General features: G+C 36.1%; 17 protein-coding genes. 12 read left to right on the top strand and 5 right to left on the bottom strand.

Annotated elements, in window-relative coordinates:
* Positions 1-110: 110 nt before the first annotated feature.
* Positions 111-800, bottom strand: a complete 690-nt coding sequence (locus B5G32_RS10845) for an aminoglycoside phosphotransferase/kinase family protein (RefSeq protein WP_087936669.1) — start codon at positions 798-800, stop codon at positions 111-113.
* Positions 801-1,074: 274 nt separating this feature from the next.
* On the opposite strand from B5G32_RS10845, the gene B5G32_RS10850 reads away from it, so the two are divergent.
* The 3 genes from B5G32_RS10850 (at position 1,075) to B5G32_RS10860 (ending at position 4,478) form a co-directional block, all read left to right on the top strand.
* The gene (locus tag B5G32_RS10850; protein ID WP_087936670.1) at positions 1,075-2,493 is read left to right on the top strand and encodes a glycoside hydrolase family 1 protein; all 1,419 of its coding nucleotides are present in this window, start codon (positions 1,075-1,077) and stop codon (positions 2,491-2,493) included.
* Between the two features lie 88 nt (positions 2,494-2,581).
* Entirely contained in the window at positions 2,582-4,000 is a 1,419-nt protein-coding gene (locus tag B5G32_RS10855) for a glycoside hydrolase family 1 protein (protein WP_087936671.1), read from the top strand.
* Positions 4,001-4,049: 49 nt separating this feature from the next.
* Positions 4,050-4,478 (top strand): VanZ family protein, encoded by a 429-nt coding sequence (locus B5G32_RS10860; RefSeq protein WP_087936672.1) that lies wholly within the window; start codon positions 4,050-4,052, stop codon positions 4,476-4,478.
* A gap of 9 nt (positions 4,479-4,487) precedes the next feature.
* On the opposite strand, the gene B5G32_RS10865 is transcribed toward B5G32_RS10860, so the two are convergent.
* The 3 genes from B5G32_RS10865 to B5G32_RS10875 all read right to left on the bottom strand — a co-directional run bounded on the left by B5G32_RS10865 (position 4,488) and on the right by B5G32_RS10875 (position 7,911).
* Positions 4,488-5,135 carry a YczE/YyaS/YitT family protein gene (locus B5G32_RS10865; RefSeq protein ID WP_087936673.1) on the bottom strand — a complete coding sequence of 216 codons (648 nt, stop codon included), beginning with the start codon at positions 5,133-5,135 and terminating at the stop codon, positions 4,488-4,490.
* A 113-nt stretch (positions 5,136-5,248) separates the two neighbouring features.
* Positions 5,249-5,710 (bottom strand): GNAT family N-acetyltransferase, encoded by a 462-nt coding sequence (locus B5G32_RS10870; protein ID WP_087243466.1) that lies wholly within the window; start codon positions 5,708-5,710, stop codon positions 5,249-5,251.
* A 122-nt stretch (positions 5,711-5,832) separates the two neighbouring features.
* Positions 5,833-7,911 (bottom strand): glutamine synthetase III family protein, encoded by a 2,079-nt coding sequence (locus tag B5G32_RS10875; RefSeq protein WP_087936674.1) that lies wholly within the window; start codon positions 7,909-7,911, stop codon positions 5,833-5,835.
* A 181-nt stretch (positions 7,912-8,092) separates the two neighbouring features.
* On the opposite strand from B5G32_RS10875, the gene B5G32_RS10880 reads away from it, so the two are divergent.
* From B5G32_RS10880 to B5G32_RS10890, 3 genes are all read left to right on the top strand, one after another.
* On the top strand, positions 8,093-8,773 hold the full coding sequence (locus B5G32_RS10880; RefSeq protein WP_087243468.1) for a response regulator transcription factor: 681 nt from the start codon (positions 8,093-8,095) through the stop codon (positions 8,771-8,773).
* 172 nt (positions 8,774-8,945) lie between these two features.
* Positions 8,946-9,494 (top strand): biotin transporter BioY, encoded by a 549-nt coding sequence (locus B5G32_RS10885; protein WP_087936675.1) that lies wholly within the window; start codon positions 8,946-8,948, stop codon positions 9,492-9,494.
* 2 nt (positions 9,495-9,496) lie between these two features.
* Positions 9,497-9,880: a DUF1284 domain-containing protein gene (locus B5G32_RS10890; RefSeq protein ID WP_087936676.1), complete on the top strand. Its 384-nt coding sequence runs from the start codon at positions 9,497-9,499 to the stop codon at positions 9,878-9,880.
* A gap of 522 nt (positions 9,881-10,402) precedes the next feature.
* Here B5G32_RS10890 and B5G32_RS10895 read toward each other — a convergent pair.
* Positions 10,403-11,362, bottom strand: coding sequence for an ORF6N domain-containing protein (locus B5G32_RS10895; protein WP_087936677.1), 960 nt, complete (start codon positions 11,360-11,362; stop codon positions 10,403-10,405).
* 1,427 nt (positions 11,363-12,789) lie between these two features.
* Between B5G32_RS10895 and B5G32_RS10905 the strand changes: the two genes are divergently transcribed.
* From B5G32_RS10905 to B5G32_RS10940, 6 genes are all read left to right on the top strand, one after another.
* Positions 12,790-15,840 (top strand): VaFE repeat-containing surface-anchored protein, encoded by a 3,051-nt coding sequence (locus B5G32_RS10905; protein ID WP_087936678.1) that lies wholly within the window; start codon positions 12,790-12,792, stop codon positions 15,838-15,840.
* Positions 15,841-16,074: 234 nt separating this feature from the next.
* Positions 16,075-16,389: a YdcP family protein gene (locus tag B5G32_RS10910; RefSeq protein ID WP_008817929.1), complete on the top strand. Its 315-nt coding sequence runs from the start codon at positions 16,075-16,077 to the stop codon at positions 16,387-16,389.
* Positions 16,390-16,404: 15 nt separating this feature from the next.
* Positions 16,405-16,773, top strand: a complete 369-nt coding sequence (locus B5G32_RS10915; RefSeq protein ID WP_087936679.1) for a YdcP family protein — start codon at positions 16,405-16,407, stop codon at positions 16,771-16,773.
* A 69-nt stretch (positions 16,774-16,842) separates the two neighbouring features.
* Positions 16,843-17,619 carry a hypothetical protein gene (locus tag B5G32_RS10920; protein WP_087936680.1) on the top strand — a complete coding sequence of 259 codons (777 nt, stop codon included), beginning with the start codon at positions 16,843-16,845 and terminating at the stop codon, positions 17,617-17,619.
* Positions 17,620-18,241: 622 nt separating this feature from the next.
* A complete protein-coding gene (locus B5G32_RS10935; RefSeq protein ID WP_087936681.1) occupies positions 18,242-18,601 on the top strand; it encodes a 4-fold beta flower protein in 360 nt (119 codons plus the stop codon).
* 70 nt (positions 18,602-18,671) lie between these two features.
* Positions 18,672-19,418, top strand: coding sequence for a hypothetical protein (locus tag B5G32_RS10940; RefSeq protein WP_479684588.1), 747 nt, complete (start codon positions 18,672-18,674; stop codon positions 19,416-19,418).
* Positions 19,419-19,613: the final 195 nt, after the last annotated feature.

The raw sequence follows: 19,613 nt of genomic DNA on the forward strand, positions 1-19,613 counted from the left end.
TATAAAGAAAAACTATTCACCCAACGGGTGAATAGAAAAAGAATAAATAAAAGCAGAAAATGCCTATGAAATAAGGATATTTCATGATTATATTATAATCTCATGAATAATTAAGGTAATATATTATTTAATTTGGTATCATTATGTGTCACTCTTAAAGGAACTTCTCCTTTTTGTAATGCTTCATTAAAGCGATCTACATAATGTTCGTGTTCAATAACAAACGCAATCTCTTTTGATACACCTTGAGCCCTTTGCATACAATCTTCTTGCATCGCTTTTATAAAAGCATCATATCTCTTTCTTGTATCATGAAAATCTGGAATTGTTTCATAGAGCGTATCAGCAGGATAATCAGCTAACAAATTTTGAAACTTTCCAAATGCTAAAGCACTCTGATAAAAAATGTTCTCATCTTCAACCAAATCATAACTCATTGTATTTTCAATAAAGGGATACATACGCCAGACATGATTGTCATGATCTTGATAATAAGGTAAGTCCTGATCAGTTAAAATCACAGTGAGTGTTTCTCTTTCAGGTTCTCTTCCATTTTGAATTGTTTTGTTCTTTAAAAATGAAGTGACATTTAAAACATTTTCCATTAACTTGTCAGGACTTTGAAACACATATGTATTCATTCTCTGTAAAATCATAGATTGTGTCTGACCATCTTCAAGCTGATAATATAAACGATATGTATCATTAATATGACCATTGCCAAAAGGAATGATTTTTAATAATTTCCCCTCACATAAAAAATGTGGAATAATTTCATTGATAATTTTGTCTTGATTCATTATTTTCCCTCCTATTTCCCATATAACCATGAATCATTACTGTCTAAAATTGAAAATGATTTCTATCCTCTTATCAAATATTGTTTTGAACATCCCATTTTCAATTTATCTGATTATTTTCACATCTTTCTCTATTATTCATGATAAATCATCAATTTTCAATACACCTTCTTCAAATAGTTTTCATTTTATAAAAATTTTTTTCATCTTCTGGAAAATTTCTTATTTCAAAAAACTTTTCGATATAATAACGCTTGTATGAGGAGGAGAAATTATGATACACAAAACATTAAAACCATTTCCTAAAGATTTTCTTTGGGGTGCAAGTACTTCTGCCTATCAGGTTGAAGGTGCAAATTTAGAAGATGGAAAAGGACCATCTTGTCAGGATGTTAAAAAAGTTCCTGAAGGAACATCAGATTTAACTGTCTGTGCTGACCAATATCATCGTTATAAAGAAGATATTGCCTTAATGGCAGAAATAGGATTTAAAACTTACCGTTTTTCTATTGCATGGACAAGAATCTTGCCTCAAGGAACTGGTGAAGTCAATCCTAAAGGTATTGAATATTATAATAATGTGATTAATGAATGTTTAAAATATGGTATTGAACCATTAGTGACTATGTTCCACTTTGATATGCCTGCTGCATTAGATGAAAGAGGTAGCTGGGGAAATAGAGAATCTGTTGACTGGTTTGTGAATTTTGCAAGAGTCATGTTTGAAAACTTCGGTGATAGAGTCAAATACTGGTTAACAATCAATGAACAAAACGTCTTAACTTTAAATGGACCAGTCATTGGAACACTTCATTTACCAGAAGGATGTACAAATGAATTAAAAGAAATCTATCAACAAAACCATCATATGTTAGTTGCTCAGGCAAAAGCCATGGCATTATGTCATGAAATGTTACCAGGAGCTAAAATTGGACCTGCACCAAACATTTCACTTGTTTATCCAGCTAGCTGTAAACCAGAAGATGTTTTAGCTGCACAAAACTTCAACGCTATTAGAAACTGGTTATATTTAGATATGGCTGTTTATGGTGTTTACAACAACATTGTTTGGTCTTGGTTAGAAGAAAATGATGCAACACCTGAATTTGGAGAAGGTGACGCAGAAGCATTGAAAAATGGACATCCAGATTTCATTGGATTCAACTATTACAATACAGCAACTTGCGAGTGGTCTGATGGAACTGAAGATTTATCTGGTGCTAGTGATCAACAAACTTCTAAAGGCATTACTGGTATGTATAAAGGATTTAGAAATCCAAACTTACCAACAACTGAATTTGGTTGGGAAATCGATCCTCAAGGATTTAGAGCAACTATTCGTGAAATGTATTCAAGATATCGTTTACCATTATTAGTCACTGAAAATGGTTTAGGAGCTTATGATACATTAACAGAAGATGGAAAAGTTCATGACCCATATCGTATTAAATATTACCAAGATCATTTAACACAAGTTCGTTTAGCAATCAGTGATGGATGTGAAATGTTAGGATATTGTCCATGGTCTGCTGTTGACTTAATTTCTACTCATGAAGGTATGGTTAAACGTTATGGATTTATCTATGTGGATAGAGATGAATTCGATTTAAAAACTTTAGATAGATATAGAAAAGATTCTTTCTACTGGTATAAAAAAGTCATTGCTTCTAACGGTGAAGATTTAAGTGATTAAACTTGTTGAAAAACAAGTTTTTTCATTGTAAAAATGATAGTCAAAATATTTGATTTTTTATATAATGAACATTAAGGAGGAATAAAATATGATACATAAAACACTAAAATCTTTCCCTGAAGATTTTCTTTGGGGTGCAAGTACTTCTGCCTATCAGGTTGAAGGTGCAAATTTAGAAGATGGAAAAGGACCATCTTGTCAGGATGTTAAAAAAGTGCCTGAAGGAACTTCTGATTTGACTGTTTGTGCTGACCATTATCATCATTATAAAGAAGATATTGCCTTAATGGCTGAAATGGGATTCAAATCATATCGTTTTTCTATTGCATGGACAAGAATCTTACCTCAGGGAACTGGTGAAGTCAATCCTAAAGGTATTGAATTCTACAACAACTTAATTAACGAATGTCTCAAATACAACATTGAACCTATCGTGACAATGTTCCACTTTGATATGCCTGCTGCATTGGATCAAAGAGGTAGCTGGTCAAATAGAGAATCAATTGACTGGTTTGTGAATTTTGCGAAAGTGATGTTTGAAAACTTCGGTGATAGAGTCAAATACTGGTTAACAATCAATGAACAAAATATGTTAACACTTGTTGGTCCTGTTATTGGAACATTGACTATACCTGAAGGATGTACAAATGAATTAAAAGAAATCTATCAACAAAACCACCATATGTTAGTGGCTCAGGCAAAAGCCATGGCATTATGTCATGAAATGTTACCAGATGCTAAAATTGGACCTGCACCAAACATTTCACTTGTTTATCCAGCTAGCTGTAAACCAGAAGATGTTTTAGCTGCTCAAAACTATAATGCCGTTAGAAACTGGTTATATTTAGATATGGCTGTTTATGGTGTTTACAATAATCTTGTTTGGGCTTGGTTAGAAGAACATGATGCAACACCTGATTTTGGTGAAGGTGACGCAGAAGCATTGAAAAACGGTCATCCAGATTTCATTGGATTCAACTACTACAATACGGCAACTTGCGAGTGGGAAGATGGCACTGTAGAATGTGACTCTGCAGCTGACCAACAAACAGCACGTGGGGAAACAGGTATGTTTAAAGGATTTAAAAACCCTTATCTTCCAACAACTGAATTCGGTTGGGAAATTGACCCTATGGGATTTAGAGCAACAATTCGTGAAATGTACTCAAGATATCGTTTACCATTATTAGTCACTGAAAATGGTTTAGGAGCTTATGATACATTAACAGAAGATGGAAAAGTCCATGATGCATATCGTATTGAATATTTAAGAAAACATATTGAACAGATCAGACTTGCGATTAGTGATGGATGCGAAATGCTAGGATATAATCCTTGGTCTGCTATTGACTTAATTTCTACTCATGAAGGAATGAAAAAACGTTATGGTTTCATTTATGTAGACAGAGATGAATTTGAATTAAGAACACTGAAGAGATATCGCAAAGATTCTTTCTATTGGTATAAGAAAGTCATTGCTTCTAACGGTGAAGATTTAACAGATTAGAACTTGTCGAAACAGACAAGTTCTTTTATAATAACCAAGAGGTGTTTTTATGAAGAAAATCAAATATTTTATACCATCCTTCATCTTAATGATCATCATTTTTAAGTTTTCACAACAAACAGGAAATGAATCATCTGGACTAAGTTCACAAATTGTTTTATGGATTCAAACTTACTTACATATTCCTATAACAGAATTGATTGTCAGAAAAGCTGCTCATATGAGCGAATATGCTGTTTTAACTTTGACTTTTATTTATGGATTCTATAAGAATCAATATCCATTGAAAAAGATTATCGTCTATTCACTTATATGTGCTTTTCTATATGCCTGCACTGATGAATTTCATCAGTTATTTATAGGTGGCAGAGCTGGTCAATTCACAGATGTTCTTATTGATACATGTGGTGCCCTGATTGCCATTGTGATTTATTATTTTTATAATTATTGGAAAAGAAAAAACTCAAGTCTGAAATAGATTTGAGTTTTATTCATAATTAAGCAATTGATGTTTTTTTAATATAGGTTTAAATAATTTCATAAAAATACCTAATGTTGGTCCAAATGTTAACATTCCTAGAATTGTTCCTACACCAATAGACCAAGAAATATGAGCTGATAAAGTCAGTCCTATAATCATCAAGATAGATATCACATCAACAGCTTGTCTGATCGTAGAAAACTTAAAAGGTAAAAGCTTTGTCAATGCCATACAGAAGCCTTCTAAAGCAAACGTTACTTCATCCAACAACATGACAATAGACACACCAAATGCCGCTAAAGTACTGGCACATAAATATAAAACGATTCCGCCACCAAAAGAATCAAATGGGAAAGTTAAAATATGGTAAACCATAAAATTAATAACCGTACCTAGTAAAATACTAAAAGGAATCTGAAGCAACTGGCGTACACGAAATTGTTTTCTTAAAATAAGAATTTGTCCCAGCACACAACTGCTATTAAAAAGAATACCCGCTGTTCCAACCTCTATCCCGATCAGATCTGATGTTGATTTAGCTAAAGCATCCCAGGCTCCTACGCCAATACCAGCCTTTAAAGTTAAAGCTGAACCTGTCCCAGTTATAATAAAACCTAATACAATAATGATATATCTCTTTACATTTCTATTCATGATTTCCCTCCACAATCATCATGATTATATCGAAATATTTATTTTTGTCTTTTAAATTTCAAATTATGAAACTTCAAAATAAAAAGAAGAAAATCTCTTTTCTCCTTCAACAACTAAAGTTTCTTTTCCATTAAATATCTTCTCAATCTCACGCCACGTCTTTCCACAATCTGTTCTTCTAAAACATTATACCCCTGTTTTTCAAAGAAAGGTCTTGATGTCACAGAAGCAGCTGTATTCATAAAAGATATTCCTTTGGCTTTGGCATATTTTTCCAATTGTTCAACAAGCAATGAAGCAATGCCTTGATGTAGATAATCAGGATGTACATAAAGCCTATCTAAATATCCTGTTTCACCAACATCACCAAATCCAATAATTTGTGAATCCTTTTCTACAACCAAAGTATGATTTCTGTTCAAAGAAACCTGCCAACGATAAACATCTGGATTTGCAGGTGCCCAGGCATCTAGCTGTTCTAATGTATAATCATGAACACAAACAGTATGAATATTATGATAAAATAACTCTAAAATAGAATCTAAATCACTTTGCCTATATAACCTCGTTTTCATCTACACCACCCCTTCAAAACTATTTTCATTATATCACACTCTTGACAAATAAGAAACATTTTCGTATGCGAACCCCAAAAGTTACCTGTCAAATAAAAAAACCAGTATCAAAAGATACCAGTTTATATACCAAATAATAAATCCATATATGTTGGCATAGGCCAATATTTTTCATCTACACAATTTTCAATCTGATCAGCAAACTGACGTAATATCGTCATTGTTGATAATACATCATCACGCCATATTTTTGCAATTTCTAAAATATCAGCTTCAAGATGTTGTGCTCTATCAATATGTTTTTCTAAAATCATCATTTGATTTTTCATTTGTGATAACAATGATGATAATGATTTGACATCATCCACCAGATAATCAATATTGACACCCAATTCTTGCATATGCAAAGATGTTTTTGTCATTTGATCTAAATAAGCTAATGCGGCAGGATAAATTTCATTTCTTGCCATTTTTAATGCTGTTAAAGCTTCAACTTGAATCGTTTTATTATAATTTTCAAGTAAGATTTCATAACGTGCCTGAAGTTCAATTTCACTATAAATACCTAAGCGTTTAAACATTTTAACATTCTTTTCATCTAATAAGCATTCCATAGCTTCAACTGTATTTTTACGATTTGGAAGTCCTCTTCTTTTTGCTTCTTCTTCCCACTCTTTAGAATATCCATCTCCATTAAAGATAATTCTTTGATGTTGAGATAAAAATTCTTTAATGACTTCCATAGGTTCTTTACCACTTTCTATTTCATCTGCCATTTCTTCCATTTCATAAGCTAAAATAGAATTTAAGATTGTATTAGGACCCGCAATAGATTGTGATGAACCAACAGCTCTAAATTCAAACTTATTACCTGTAAAAGCAAATGGTGATGTACGGTTACGATCAGTATTATCTTTAGAAAAATCAGGAACAACAGAAACACCTGTCTGGAATCTTGCTTTATCAATATTTTCTAATTCTGCACCCTCAATAATCGCATGAATGATTTTATCTAAATCTTCACCTAAAAACATAGAAATGATAGCTGGTGGTGCTTCATTAGCTCCTAAACGATGATCATTACCAGCTGTAGCAGTTGTCATACGCAATAAATCTGCATATTCATCAACAGCTTTCATTGTACATGCTAAAGCAGCTAAGAAAGGTAAATTTTCACTTGGGTTCTGTCCTGGATTAAATAAATTAACACCGGTATTTGTGACAACTGACCAGTTATTATGTTTTCCTGATCCATTCACACCATCAAATGGTTTTTCATGCAACAAACATCTTAATCCATGTTTTTTTGCAATATCCTGCATCAATAACATTAACAAATGATTATTGTCTGTTGTAATATTAACATTACGATAAACACAAGCCACTTCATGTTGCGCAGGAGCCACTTCGTTATGTTTTGTTTTAGAAGGAATACCATATTTCCATAATTCCTGATCAAGTTCTTTCATAAAAGCAGCAACTTTACGCTTTAGGCTTCCAAAATAATGATCTTCCAATTCTTGACCTTTAGGTGCCATAGCACCAAAAAGCGTTCTACCTGTTAATTTTAAATCCATACGCTTTTGATAATATTCATCTGCTACTAAGAAATATTCCTGTTCACTTCCTACAGAAGCACTGACATGAGTGATACCTTCCATACCAAGCATTGGTAATAAACGACATGAAGCTTTTGTCAAAGCATCAACGGATTTTAATAAAGGTGTCTTTTTATCTAAAGCTTCACCTGTATATGAACAAAATAGTGTTGGTATATATAAACTTCCATCTTTCACAAAAGCTGGTGAAGTACAATCCCAGGCCGTATAACCACGTGCTTCAAAAGTTGCACGTAATCCTCCAGATGGAAAAGAAGACGCATCAGGTTCCCCTTTTCTTAATGTTTTACCACTAAATTCTAAAATAGCTTTATTACCATCAGGTTCTAAAAAAGCATCATGTTTTTCAGCTGTTAATCCCGTCATTGGCATAAACCAGTGTGTAAAGTGAGTGGCCCCATTTTCTACTGCCCATATTTTCATAGCATTCGCAATAACTGTTGCTGTTTCCTTAGCTAAAGGTTCACCTTTATCTAAAGCTTCATGAAAAGCCTTATAAGTTGATTTTGGAATACGTTCTCTCATGATATCATCACTAAAAGTCAAACATCCATAGTTTTCAAGTAACTTATTCATATCCATTCAATACATCCCCCATTTCTTTTTCCACCATTGTATCAATTTATTTTCACAATGTCTACATAAAATCTATCATGTCATAGCTAAATAACGTACATTTTCATATAATGAAATAAAAATATTTTGAATATATTCTATTGTATTTTTTGCGTTTCATATTATACTTATAAAGAGGTGAATTTTTATGTTTGGACAATTTACAGCTCTTATTATTCATAGTCAAAAAGATTTCAATAATCAAATCAAAGACTATCTGGAATCTAAAGATTATATCTGTCAACAAGTCATCACATATAAAGATTTAGAAAATTATTTTGAAAATCATACTTATGATTGTGTCATCATTGAAGATAATTTTCCACGCATTCAAATAAGAGATTTTCTAGTACAAATTAAATTAAGAGGTCAGCCCATTACGATTGTTTTAAGTGATGCATTAGCTCCTGATTATTTAGAATCATTATTAAATGCTGGAGCAGATGACTACTTAACTGAACCTTTTGCTTTAAAAGATTTAGATATTAAAATTCAATCAGTTTATAAAAATGGGATATTAAAACCTAGACGTATATATCGTTTTAAAGATATTGTGATGGATACAACTGCCAAAACATGTTCATGTAATGGAAAAGCTTTAACACTAACAAAAAATGAATATAAGTTATTATCCATTCTCATTGCCCATCCTTATCAGCCTTTTAGTATTTCTTATTTGTTTGAACAGGTTTGGGGTTCTTCAATATATGAAGATGGTACATCCATTCCAGCTTTGATTGGTAATGTCATGATGAAATTAAGACTGGCTAATAATGATCAGGAATATATCAAGCGTTTTGGTAAAGATAGCTATAAAATGGCATTTTAAAAAATACATACAGAAAAGAACTTTATTGAGTCAAATCATAAAGTTCTTTTTTTCTACAAATAACTAGTACTATACATTTTATTGTAAACCAAAATACATTTAATAGTTTACAATAAAAGAAACATCTGTTATGATGACTACTGTCTTCACTAGAAAAAGAGGTGTATAAACAATGGAATATATAAAAGATACTGATTCAAATAAAACCAGAGATATTGTCTATATGAGTGTTTTCACTGCCATGATTTCTATTTGTTCATGGATTTCCATTCCTGCCAGTATTCCGTTTACTCTACAAACAATGGGTGTCTTTACGACAGTTGGTCTTTTAGGTGGTAAAAGAGGAACATTGACAGTTTTGACATATATCCTTCTTGGGGCTATTGGAATTCCTGTATTTGCTGGATTGACTGGTGGCGTAAGTGTTCTTCTAGGTACAACGGGTGGTTATATTATCGGCTTTTTATTATCAGCATTACTGATGTGGGGAATAGAGGCAATCATGGGTAGAAATCAAATCGTCCTAGCTTTTTCTATGGTAGCAGGTTTGATTGTATGTTATGTTTTTGGTACTGCTTGGTTTATGATGATCTATACCCAACATTCAGGTGTCATTGGATTATCTACCGTTTTAGGATTGTGTGTCATCCCCTTTATTATACCTGACTTAATAAAAATTGGCGTTGCTCTTTTTCTTATAAACAGGTTAAAGAAAAGATAATCATGAATAAGAAGCGATTAGAGTTAAGAGCACATCATGGTTTGTGTTTCAATTTTTTTGAAGGAAAAGGTTATAGTGAAGAATTCACCAAACATATGCAATCTGTTTATGATACTATGAAAAATAATCCCGATTTCAAAGTTGTTATAAAGGAAGATATCATTTGTCAAAAATGTCCTAACTTACTTAAAGATGTCTGTAAAACAAAAGAATTGGTTCAAGGATATGATCACATGGTATTATCTTTTTGTGGTTTAAAAGAGAATTCACAAATCTCCTGGTTTGAATTTTCACGTCTGATCAATGAAAAGATTATCATTCCTAATCAAAGAAAAAGTATATGTGGAAATTGTCAGTGGACAGAAATCTGTGAACGAAAAGCATAAAAACGACCTCTTCAGGTCGTTTCATCATTATTATACATATATTTCAAATTTTGTTGAAAATAAAAAAATCAACTTTAACAAAAAACAACTAACACAAACTGTTGACTGTTTACAAGGCGATAGAACTTTCTATCCATTATATAAAATGGCGTCCACGAGGTAATTTGAACACCCAATGTACTGCTTGGGAGTCACACCATTAAGAGTAAGGAGGCTACCTTCTAAGTTTAACTAATCCCCATATTTACTAACTTTTCACGAATTAAAGATGTTATTTCGTACCACCTTGTGACTGCTAATTTTAAGGCATTTTAGACCGTCCTTTTAGCAAGCATTTAGCACAAGCCTTTTGATTTGGGAAATGTTACGATGTCAATATCAGCCACCTTTTAGGTGGTGGTTATTATCCCGTGACATACAATGTTATATCGTTTATCTTATCGCCACTTGAAATCGAAAATTGTAATTTCAAGTTTTGTATGTATGGTGAAAGGCAATTTTGGGGACTGCCTTTTGCAATTTCTATTCTTCCGTTTCCAATTCTAAACGCTGCAAGATATCTTTCGTGATACTCTCATCGTTAATCAGCGTAATTCCAAAAGTTTTCTTACCTGCATCTTTCAAAGACGCCCCGATATGGTAGGCTGTTTTTCCGTCCAAAATTAAAAATCTGTCGTGAAACACACTCGTATACTTCACTTCCAACGTAGGGTACTGTGCATTGAAATTTGCCACATCTATATTACTTAATCGTGTTCGCTGATGAGTGTAAACTGTAACAGATACACCCTCATTTTTCTTCGCTAACAGATTAAGCGTTCCTACATCTACATACCCGTCTATCAGCGTAATCTCTTTCTCTGCTTTCTGTATCAAGCTGACAATCAGACTAAACGCATCATATATCTGTCCGTCAAAGAATATCTTTTGACTGGCTTCCTCGTGTTCAGATATGTATTCAAATATTTGCTCTAACTTCTCGTCCGTCTGCTTCTGGTATTCCAACTGCTTTAATTCCACATTGCTAATACGCTCAAAGAGTAGAGCATTGTTAGCAATGAAACGCCTCATCTCTACAAAAGCCCTCATAATACCAATGCTCACATTTATGGCTATATCACTATGAAGTACGCTTGCAAGCATGGATATTCCTTGTTCGGTAAAAACATACGGTAAAGTTCTTCGTCCACCATATCCATTTTCATTCAAACTTGAAATGCCAATCTGGCATTTCAAGTTTTCATATTCCTCCACGGTAAGCTGAAATCTAAAATCATCTGGAAATCTCTTTATATTTCTTTTTACAGCTCTGTTCAATGCTCCTGTTTCCACCTGATAAAGCATAGCTAAATCGCTGTCTATCATAACCTGTTTATCACGAATAACATATATCAATTTTTCAATGGCAGGCTGTACTATTTCCACAACAGGAGTTTCTATCTGATTTTGTGACAAAACTTCTTTCCTATCTTCTGTTGCCATTATATCCTCCTAAATTTGAAATGCCAATTTGGCATTTCAAGTTTTATGTGTCATCTGCTTTGATATCGCAAATTACAACCTCAATCATTTTCGACACTCTCATTATACCATACGACAATTTTTTTACCATATCAAATCCCAAAAGAAAACGGGCAATCTTGAGAACTGCTCATCATCTTTATAAGTTCTTTGCCAACGATTTTAGAAGTGCTATCATTTGGGGATTTGCAAGGAGCTTTTGCAACATTTCCTGTTCTTCCTGTGGAGCCACAGGAGATGCTTCCTGTGATGATACCTCCTCAGCCTTTGGAGTAGCCTTGCTCTGGTAAAATTGTTCTTCAAATCTCTGAGCATTTATTCTCCTGTCCTCGTCTATATATGAGAATACACATCAGCAACCATTTTGACTTGTGCGTGACCAGAGCCGCCCTGCACTGACTTCATATTTCCGCCGTTGAGCTTCAGCTTATATGTGATGCTTGAATAGCGGAAACTGTAAAAAACAACAGGTGGCAGGTCGTTATCGTTAATGAGTTTCTTTAAGGCTCAGTTAATGACTTGCCCCTCAATCGGTCTACCACAGGTAGATGCAAACACCATATTAAAATCGGTGTATTCATCTCCGAACAGCTCTTTGAGATTGTCTATTTCTTTACGGTGCTTTACAAGCATTTCTGCCACAGTCTTAGGCAAGAATACTTTTCTCACGCTCGTCAGTGTTTTCGGATCTTTCAACACCAATGCAGTATGGTTGCTTGAAAGAGCAGGTGGAAATTTGAATACTACGCCCTTTTCGTTTAATTACTCCAAAGCATCTCAGCTGACCCTTTGAAGCTCTTTATTAACGAAGATATAAGCTCGTCCTACATTGATACTTTCTTCGAAGATGTCGATACAACCCCAGGTATAAATGCTAACATAAATATGTACATAAATGATCATTTAAAAATGGTTCGACTATTCTATGGTAGTGAATGATTAGCAGAAAGGTGTTTTTGCTAATCAAATTTAACAAGAATATACGATTTGAAAAAACTATAGTAAAATATGAAACGCCGAAAACCTTTATTTTACAAGGGTTTTCGGCGGAGTTTTTGGCGTCGCTAAGAGGATTTGAACCTCCGACCTACCGCTTAGGAGTTCCCTGTGAACTTTGGTAGCTGGTGGTTCGATTATCCTTTATGGGACGCTTAATGGCAAAAAATAAAGACAAAGCCTTTGTTATTGCTAGACGCTGATACCCGTAGGTGTACTGCCATACACCATAGAGTGTTAGCAAGCTGTTAGCAAATGCGCTTAGTTTTTTGCAATTTTTACTTTTTTAAATATAAATCATTTGTCACTAGAAATCAAGATACTCGTATCCTTTGGACGTTCAGAAATGAGCGTCCTTTTTATATTTCAAAAGAAAGGAGAATCAAAAAATTATGATAAAGATTATGAAACGATTGCTTACGGGTGTCCTTGCCCTAGCAACCGTCTTTACCGCATTACCCACTACTGCGGTTCATGCAGCACAGACGCAATATTGGACGGAATCTGCGGAACGTGTTGGAATCGTTGAAAAGGTAATGAATGATGGTTCTATCGGCTCAACATTCAACGAGGGGCATATGACCGTCGAGGGCGAGGACGCTTACTGCATAGATATAAACACGAATTTCAAAAATGGCTATAAGACCAGAGCTGACGCAAGCACACGCATGAGTGCCGACCAGATAGCTGATGTTGCCTTATCCATTGAATACGTCAAACAGTACACGGACAGTCATAAAGGGATAAGCAGTCAGCACGCCTACCTGTTAAGACAGTTAGTGGTCTGGCAGAGATTGAGCGTTCATTTAGGCTGGGGCTGCGATAACGTGCGAGCTGCCTATGATGAAATTCCCAAAGCGGTACAAGATGAAGTGTTCGCAGGTGCAAAAACCTTTGTCAAAGAAAACAAAGGACGCTATGACTGTTATGGTTATATCTACTCTGGCGAGGGACAGGACATAGGACAGTTCTATGCAAAACTGGCTGTGGGAAATGGCAAGATTCAGAAGTCTTCCAGTAATACGGGGATTACAGAATCTAACGACTGCTATTCAATCGCTGGTGCGACTTATGGTGTCTACGCTGATAAAAGCTGCAAAGAACAGCTTGCCACACTTACGACAGATAACAGTGGCAGCACTGAAACTGTGGAACTAAAAGCTGCGACATACTATGTGAAAGAAACCAAAGCTCCCAAAGGATTCCAGTTAGATAAGAACGTGTATACTCTTACGGTCAAAGCTGGTGAAACAGCTACCTTGAAAGTGAGCGATACACCTAAAGTCACAGATACCTTGATTGAGCTTTTCAAGATTGATATGGAAACTTCCAAAGCAGACCCACAGGGTAATGCGAGTTTGGAGGGTGCAGAGTTTGTCTGGAAGTATTACGACGGATATTATACAAAAGATAATCTTCCAGCAGAGCCGACACGCACATGGACGACAAAGACCAAAGCGGAAAAAGGCAGCGACAATGCAATCCACTATATCACCCGTTTAGCTGATTCCTATAAAGTATCTGGCGATAGTTTCTATACACAAAACGGTACAGTCTGCCTGCCGCTGGGAACTATCACGGTAGAAGAAAAGTCTGCTCCAAACGGTTACTTATTGGAGGGCGCATATATGCAGGCTGCTGGAAGTTCAAAACAGATAAAAGGCTTGTATGTGGCACAGATTACAGAAGATGGCGAGCTTGCAGTATTAAGCGGCAGCAACCAGTATTCTGTATCTGACAAGGTTATCCGTGGCGGTGTCAAAATCCAGAAACGTGACTTTGAAACCAAAGATACCAAAGCACAGGGCGGAGCAACTTTAAAAGATACTGCCTTTGCAATCATTTCCTTAAATGATAATGCTGTCTTGGTTGATGGCAAGCTGTATAAGAAAAACGAAACCGTAAAGACAATCCATACAGGGATTGACGGTATTGCTGCGACTGATACAGATACCCTACCTTTTGGAAAATACCGTTTAGAAGAAACCAGCGCACCAGAGGGATATTTGACAGACGGTGCAAAAGCGGTTGAATTTGCAGTCACGGAAAATGGGAAAATCGTTGATTTAACAGATGAAGAACATTCCATTTACAACCAGATTAAACGTGGCGACATTGAGGGCGTGAAAATCGCTGCTGACACACACAAGCGTCTTGCGAATGTTCCGTTTAGGATCACAAGCAAGACGACTGGTGAAAGTCATGTTATCGTGACGGACGCAAACGGTCAGTTCTCAACTTCTGCTGACTGGGTTTCCCATACACAGAATACCAATGAGGGCAAGACCAGCGAGGACGGTATCTGGTTCGGCACTTCCGCACCAGACGACAGCAAAGGTGCTTTGCCTTACGATACCTATACGATTGAGGAATTGCGCTGTGATTCCAATAAGGGAATGACACTGATTCCTGCTTTTGATGTGGTGGTTTCAAGAAATAAGACCGTGATTGACTTAGGTACGCTGACAGATGAATACGAACCAGAAATCACTATCCATACAACTGCTGCTGATAAGGCAACAGGTGAAAAATCAATCGTCGCTGGTAAGAACGTGACTATCGTTGATACCGTTACCTTAGATGGTCTGAAAAAAGGTACAAAGTACCAGCTTAAAGGCTGGCAGATGGTAAAAGCTGAAAATACACAGTTACTTGTTGACGGAAAGCCTGTGGAAAATGATTATACATTTACCGCAAAGGATTCCAAAATGGAAATCGAGATGGCGTTTACATTCGATGCCAGTGCTTTAGGCGGCAGCGACCTTGTAACCTTTGAGGAATTATACGACCTCTCCAATCCAGACGAGCCTATCAAAGTAACGGAACACAAGGACATTGAGGACGACGGACAGACCGTGACAATCAAAGAAAGAGTGATTACGGTTCATACCACAGCGACCAGCAAGACGACTGGCGAAAAGATGATAGTTGCTGGCAAAGAAGTGACAATCGTTGATACCGTCACTTTAGACGGTCTGGAAAAAGACACACAGTACCAGCTTAAAGGCTGGCAGATGATAAAATCTGAAAATGCACAGCTATTGATTGATGGAAAGCCTGTGGAAAATGACCTTACGTTTACCGCAACGGACAGCAAGATGGAGGTTCAGATTGAATTTACTTTTAATGCCAGCGAGCTTGCAGGCAAGGAGCTTGTCACTTTTGAGGAATTATACGACGTGACGAATCCAGACAAGCCTATCAAGGTAGCGGAACATAAGGACATTGACGACGAGGGACAGACCGTGACCGTCAAGGAACAACCAGAATCCCCTGTCACACCAGAGGAATCCGATACGCCAGAAACACCTAGCAGAGCTGGCAGCTCTCCAAAAACAGGTGACAATACACCTTTAACCGCACTGTTGGCTATGCTTGGAATTTCCAGTGTTGGTCTTATCTTCGCAGCTTACAAGAGATTTTATAAAAAGAAAGCTGACTAATACGGGAGGTATCGGCTGATGAAAGCAGCGTCCCGTTCACCGCCCATTATAAAAAAGTCAGCGTATATCTGACAATCTGGCTAAATTCTGCTTGATGATGGCTTACCTTTCTGAATGGGGATTGTCAAGGGTGCAACGCACAACGCCTGCCCTTGATAATCCACAGGCAGACAGATATTATCCCGACAGCAGAATGACACTATCAATAAAATATAGAAAGAAAAGAGGTATATTATGGAATTAAAACACGTTATCCCTAACATGGAAAAAACATTCGGGCATTTAGAATTTGCAGGTGAGAATAAAGTGGAACAGCGTAGGATCAACGGACGCATGGCGGTCGTTTCCCGTAGCTTTAACCTTTATTCCGACGTGCAAAGAGCAGATGATATTATTGTGGTGCTGCCTGCGTCTGCTGGTGAGAAGAACTTTGAATCAGAGGAAAGGGTAAAACTTATCAATCCCAAAATCACCGCAGAGGGTTATAAAATCGGCACAAGAGGTTTCACAAATTATATCCTGTCAGCAGACGACATGGTGAAAGCATAAGGAGGTATCGAATTTATGAGATTAGCAAACGGAATCATCATTGACAAGGAAAAAACATTCGGCGTATTGAAGTTCTCAGCTCTACGTCGTGAGGTACATATCCAGAACGAGGACGGTACAGTTTCTGAAGAAATTAAAGAACGTACCTACGATTTGAAGTGTAAGGAACAGGGACGCATGATACAGGTAAGTATTCCTGCCACTGTTCCGTTAAAAGAATTTGACTACAACGCAGAGGTGGAAATCATCAATCCTGTGGCTGATACGGTGGCAACCGCTACTTTTCAAGGAGCAGACGTTGACTGGTACATCAAGGCAGATGATATTAAATTGAAGAATAAACAAGTATCTAAAAACGCGACTGAACTATCAAATAAAAATTGATAGTGTATACATTGTTTCCAACAATTAAGAGTGATATAATTATTTAAAATGATTTAAGGAGATATGTGTATGGAGTTGATTAATTTCATTAAAGATAATTGGGTCAATCTTGGTTTGATTATAGTAGGTTTATCTGCTGTATGGATTTATAAAGCACAAGAAAAGGAAAAAATGCGTGACGCTGCTTCTTTAGTTGTTTTGCAGATAGACGAACTTCAAAAGCGCGTACAAGAAATTCAGTCTTATATAACTAATCAAGGTTTAAATTTAACTGCATTTTATGAATCACTTCCCTTAATTGACGTTAATCATTGGAAAAACTATAAGCATTTATTTATTCGCAAAATAGATACCAAAAGTTATGATAGTATAAATAAATTTTACCAATATGTTACTTCTATGCAAGAACAACAAGAACTGATGCGCAATTTACAAAAAAACTATTTTTTTGTAAAACAAAGTGCTTTATGTAATGTAGAAATCTCATTTATTGTTGAGACGTTGAAAGAAGTTGATTCAAGTTCTGTATCTAGTAAACAATTACAAGAGCTCACGCAAGACACTTCTGTAGTAAGTAATGAAAAGCAGCAAGAAATTTTAGCAAATTTAATTAGACAAATCGAACAAAATAATCCGAATATTGATATGGATAGATTTTGGGGGATTTATCAAAATAAACGAAGAAGATTTATTGCTATTACAAATGGGGATTCTTTAACTCCGTATACGCCCGAACAAATATCAGCCACATTACAGTCACTTCTAAAACAATATAGTTTGTTAGAAATATCAGGAATTGAAGGGTATAGAAAACTTTGTAAAATAGCTAAAATTACAAATAAATAATATATAAGCAGTAAATCTATAAGGTTTGCTGCTTTTTTCATGGAAAGAAGGATTTTATATGCCACAATTCAATAAATCTGGAAACTGTATATCAGAGTGAGCGATAAATCGTTGCTCTTGCTGTTCCTTGTGGTGGTCTTGCTGCTGAATCTAAAGACAATCGCAGCAATAGACTGGAAATCGGTTCATTTCCTGCAAGATGGCAGCGTCCATCTGACGGTCACACCCTACATGATAGTTTCTGTCATTGCGGCACTTCTTATCTGTGGGGCGGCTGTCCTCTTGTACCGCAGATTCCAGTATGACAGGATAAAGCAGCTCTTTCACCGTCAAAAACTGGCAAAGATGATTCTTGAAAATGGGTGGAACCCAGAGGTGGAATCATCAATCCTGTAGCTGACACTGTGGCAACCGCTACTTTTCAAGGAGCAGACGTTGACTGGTACATCAAGGCAGACGACATTATTTTGAAGAACATACACGGTTAACCAGCAGGAAATCTGCAGAACCATAACCAGCAATCATACGCAAAAAAATAAATTGATAACAATGCTTCTGGTTGTGCATGGAAACAAATAATTATATAATATGTTCGTAAGCAAATTTAAGTAGGAGGTACGATATGACATTTTATGATTCACATGGAAAACCAATAGCATATTTATATAATGATGGAATACATATTTATCTATTCAGCGGACAACCCGTAGCATATTTGCATGATAACTCTGTTTATGGCTATAACGGTCATCAATTTGGGTGGTTTGAAAACGGGTGGATTAGGGATTTAAATGGACATTGTGTATTTTTTACTGAAAATGCAAGTGGTTCTGGTCCTGCTAAACCTGCTAAGCATGTAAAACCAGTAAAGAGTGTTAGACATGCTAAACCTGCTAAATGTGCAAGACAGGCAAAAAGAGCTAAAGCTGCTAAATCATTATCTTGGTCTGCACTATCTGGAGAACAGTTTTTTAATCAATAAAGCAATTTATATTATACAAGCAGTAAATCTACAAGGTTTGCTGCTTTTTTCGTGGAAAGGAGATTTTTATATGCCACATTTTCAAAAGCGTGGAAATCGTATCAGAGCCAGCGATAAATCGCTGGTCTTTCGTTTTTCGGCTGGTTCACTGCTCCTGCTTTTCCTTGCGGTGGTCTTGCTGCTAAACCTAAAGACAATCGCAGCAACGGACTGGAAATCGGTTCATTTCCTGCAAGATGGCAGCGTCCATCTGACGGTCACGCCCTACATGATAGTTTCTGTCATTGCTACACTTCTTATCTGTGGGGCGTCTGCCCTCTTATACCGCAGATTCCAGTATGACAGGGTAAAGCAACTCTTTCACCGTCAAAAGCTGGCAAAGATGATTCTGGAAAACGGGTGGTATGAATCGGAAACCACACAGGACAGCGGATTCTTTAAGGATTTGCCTGCAACCAGCAAGAAAGAGAAAATCACTTACTTTCCTAAGATGTATTACCGCATGGAACACGGACTGCTGCATATCCGCACAGAAATTACATTGGGGAAATATCAAGACCAGCTCCTGCATTTGGAAAAGAAACTAGAAACAGGCTTATACTGCGAGCTGGTGTCCAAAGAACTAAAGGACAGCTATGTAGAATACGTTCTGCTCTATGATACGATTGCCAACCGTATCACCATTGACGAGGTACAGGCGGAACATGGCAGCCTGCGTCTGATGAAAAATGTCTGGTGGGAATATGACAAGCTCCCCCATATGCTGATTGCTGGCGGCACTGGCGGCGGTAATTATGTAAAGTTAGAAATAATGTAAAGTAAGTTCTAATAAGCACGTTTTTATACCGTTTCTTATTGATTTACTTTACATTATTTTTTATTTATTTATACTGCTTAGCTCATTTAACCAGTTCATTAGATTTTTATCATCATTCCAATCAGGATAGCAGGTATCTGTAATATTTTCATATGCCTTTTCAAGAGCTTCTCTCTTGTTTTTTGTACATACTTT

Origin of the sequence: Massilimicrobiota sp. An80, assembly GCF_002159255.1 — a bacterium.
Taxonomy (GTDB): domain Bacteria; phylum Bacillota_I; class Bacilli_A; order Erysipelotrichales; family Coprobacillaceae; genus Allocoprobacillus; species Allocoprobacillus merdigallinarum.